The organism is Symbiobacterium sp., from assembly GCF_040797425.1.
Classification (GTDB): domain Bacteria; phylum Bacillota; class Sulfobacillia; order Symbiobacteriales; family Symbiobacteriaceae; genus Symbiobacterium.
Map to the genome: position 1 here is coordinate 1 of NZ_JBFNEH010000110.1, position 3,218 is coordinate 3,218.

Annotated in this window: 4 protein-coding genes; all 4 read right to left on the bottom strand. The window is 65.9% G+C overall.

Annotated elements, in window-relative coordinates:
* Positions 1–641: 641 nt before the first annotated feature.
* Complete coding sequence (locus AB2385_RS16775; protein ID WP_367656158.1) at positions 642–899, bottom strand: CRISPR-associated protein Csx3; 258 nt, start codon at positions 897–899, stop codon at positions 642–644.
* 18 nt (positions 900–917) lie between these two features.
* Entirely contained in the window at positions 918–1,424 is a 507-nt protein-coding gene (locus tag AB2385_RS16780; protein ID WP_367656159.1) for a hypothetical protein, read from the bottom strand.
* 3 nt (positions 1,425–1,427) lie between these two features.
* A complete protein-coding gene (locus AB2385_RS16785) occupies positions 1,428–2,543 on the bottom strand; it encodes a DUF1887 family CARF protein (protein WP_367656160.1) in 1,116 nt (371 codons plus the stop codon).
* Between the two features lie 3 nt (positions 2,544–2,546).
* The coding region (csb2, locus tag AB2385_RS16790; protein WP_367656161.1) for a type I-U CRISPR-associated protein Csb2 at positions 2,547–3,218 on the bottom strand (672 nt) is incomplete at its 5' end.

The following is a 3,218-nucleotide window of genomic DNA, read 5'->3' on the forward strand; positions in this document are numbered from 1 at the left end:
GAGCCACGGCTTTTCAGCCGTGGATACAGCGCCTGCCTGGAGCCCTTGTGCCACAAGGCTTCTAGAGCCCGATTTCGAGCGGTTCCCGAGAACACCCGCATAACGTCCTGTTTTTCCCTTTTTCATCACCTCTCTACTCCACTCCTTCCCTACAGCCACAAGCCTTTCGAGCGCCCCCCGGGGGTTACGGCATCACATCACCGCTCGAAACGGACCACACCACCGCAGGTCCGGCATGGGCCCCGCACGCCCGCAGAACTCGATGGCCTTCTCGCCCTGGCGACTCGCCGGCCCCAGGTTCACGATCATTACTCGATCCTCACGCTGGTTGATGTGGAACAGCAGACTCCCCGTCGTCGCTGACATCACAGGTGACAAGGTATCGATGACGCAATCGGGTTCCTCCCCCTCACCGGGTCAGAAACCGCAGGATTTCCACTATTTCGCCGGCAAGATCCCTGCTCGACAGCCATTACACGCCTGTTGGCAATCGTCGAAACTCGTCGCTAGCAGATGATCCCACGAGACAAGTCCCGCGCAAGTGCAATCGATAACGTTGCCGCGAGCACTGCTCGTCCCATCGTAACGGTTATCTACCCAGGCACATGGGCAGAGTCCGCCAGCAGGCAACGTATTTCATCCTAATACGGATCATGGTCAAAAATCACCACGTCGCCCGTAACGGGCGAATGGTACAACAGCCGCTTCGCCCGGCCGTGCAGCACGTGGGCGATGCGGAGGTACAGCCAGATCGGTCCGGCGCCGGTGAGCCGCACCACGGCGCCAGCGGGCACCTGCTGGCGCACCGCCTCTTCATATGCCGGCAGATCGGCCAGTTTCGCGGTCCCCGTGCCGCTGTACAGCTGGCTCACGTCTAGGGTAACCTCACCAGTCGGCATGACCACACACACTCCTGTTCACCGGCCCCGGTATAAGTATCCCCATGACTGATAACCCTGCTTGCTATCCATATGGTACAGGATCGTAGGAATGCCGTTGCCCAGCAACGCGCCCACCAACGCGCCAATCATCACCGGGCCCCGAATGAAGAGGTGCAGCGAGTCGCACCCCCTCGCCTGCAGTTCGGCGCGCGCCGTTCGCACCCGGTCAAGCAGGTCGTCGAGGATCTCCGGCGTTACCTCCTTCGCCCATACGACCTCTTGCCAGGGCAGCTCATCCAGCCGCTCCCACCCCCATTCCTGGGTGGCTACGAACCTGCGCACCGTTGCGCTGATGGGTTCGCTGGCGACGTTGATGATCAGGACGCCGGGGACGGCCTGGTCACCCACGGTGATCCGCCGCGCCTGTTCCGCCCAGCGCTTGCGCATGCGGCGCACCTGAAACCACGTCAGGGCGCTGAACAGAAACGTCCCCAGCCCGATGATGATGGACGCCTTGTCCATCCAGTCCCAGATGAGATCCACTTGTCATCCTTCTCCCCGGCGGCCCGCCCCCGTCCACGCCTGTAAGATGTCAGGCAGCGCCGCGATCTCCTCGCCCTGCACCACTTGCATCTTCCATTCCTGAGCACGGAGGTACTCCAGGTCGCTCACGCGGTCCACCGACACATACATCACGCGGCCAAAGAGGCCGCCCACCTTCTCCCGCACGGCGTCGAGCTTGTAGGGCATCCCCTTGTTGTGCTTCCACTTGCCCGACTTGCACTCCACGATGAAGAGCCGGTTGCGGAAGGTGAAGACGACGTCCAGTTCGTTGGTCACACCCCGGGCGCTCAGGCATTTCACACCCATCAGCGGCTCCAGGGCGCCTTCCATCCGTCTCACGAGGTCGTAGACGTACACCTCCAACCAGCCGCCCCTGATGAACCCCAGTTCCTCCGGCCCGGGAAACCGCAGGTAGCGCCGGCCGCGGGCGACCTCCACACGCACCAGCCCATGGCGCTCCAAGAGGCTGAGCACCTCGCCCATTCCCGCACTGTATTCGACCGGCCGGGGCGTGGCCAACTTGTGCTTGGCGACGCCCTCGCAGCAGGCGTTCAGCGCCAGGAGGGCCTCGCGCCACCGCCCGACCTGCGCGCCCATCGTGCGGGCGGCGACCGTCCACGCGTCCGGCACAGACCCACGCACCTCCGTGATCTTGTAGCCATAGCCGCGCAGGTACGTCGTCGTGTCCACCACATTCGCCATGGGCAGGACCGGCCCTTCCCACAGGAAGCGAATCTCGTCTGAGTCGGTATCGACGTAGAAGACCGGCTGCCCGGCGGCGCGGAACGCCTCGTAGGCCGCCAGGGCCATGATCTTCGTACCGCCGGTTACGTTCAGGACAACCCGCTCACCCTTCCGCTCCGCCAGGATGGCCTCGACGGCCTTCCGTACGGCGTCCCCGTCCGTGTGGGAGACCGGGCGCGATTCTACCGCCAGGCCCCACTGCGGCAGGATCTCGCCCAGCGTCCGGGCCCGCTGCTGCATATCGTCCGACACCAGCAGTACCACCCGCCGGGGGCGCAGGTCCCGGTGCAGGATCGGGATCAGGTTGGGCAGCGGCTGGGCCGAAACCAGACAGACGTGCGTGTCGTATCCCACGCACTAGAGCCTCCTTCCCACAGGCCGAAACTGCCCCAGCCCGAAATGGCACCCATAGCCGAAGGCAAGCGGCCCCCGGACCGGGTGCGGGAATGTGATGCGCAATCCAAAGGCTAGGCCGCTGGCCGCCCCGCCCCCTGGCCTGCGCCAGAGAAAATCCGTCCAGGAGATCTCGCTCCCCCGGGTCGGCACGGGCAGCCGCTCCACCCGGCCGATCGAGACGGGATCGGGCAGCACCTGAACGCCCGCCTCCCGGCGCAGTGCGATCTCCCGGCGCAACTGGTCCTCGGGGCCGTCCACCTGCTCGCCGAGAGGGGTCAGCTTCGGCCGGCCAGTGCGGAAGCGCTTGGGGTGCCGGGGCAGGATCAGCGCGGTGGCGGACTCCCAGGTGTCGGCCTCGCCCGCGGCCAGATCGGCAGATCCCGGCACGCGGTCGTCCCAGGCCAGCAGCACCTCCGCCCGGAGGTCGAGCGGGCCGCCGTAAAGCCGCTCCACGCGCATCAGCGCCGCCAGCTCCGTCGGGTTGAACCCGGCAGGTGCGTAGATGAGCAGGTGATCGACCCGGCCGTCGCCGTCCCGGTCCTCCGGCAGGTAGAAGGCGTGCTGGTGCTGCCAAAGGGCCTTGCCGTCCCCGAGGTGGCCGGCCAGCACCGGCGAGGAGTCTCCCCCCAGGGC

Excerpts from the sequence above, each read along its gene's own strand:
- AB2385_RS16775 (WP_367656158.1), bottom strand. The coding sequence starts at position 899 with ATGCCGACTGGTGAGGTTACCCTAGACGTGAGCCAGCTGTACAGCGGC.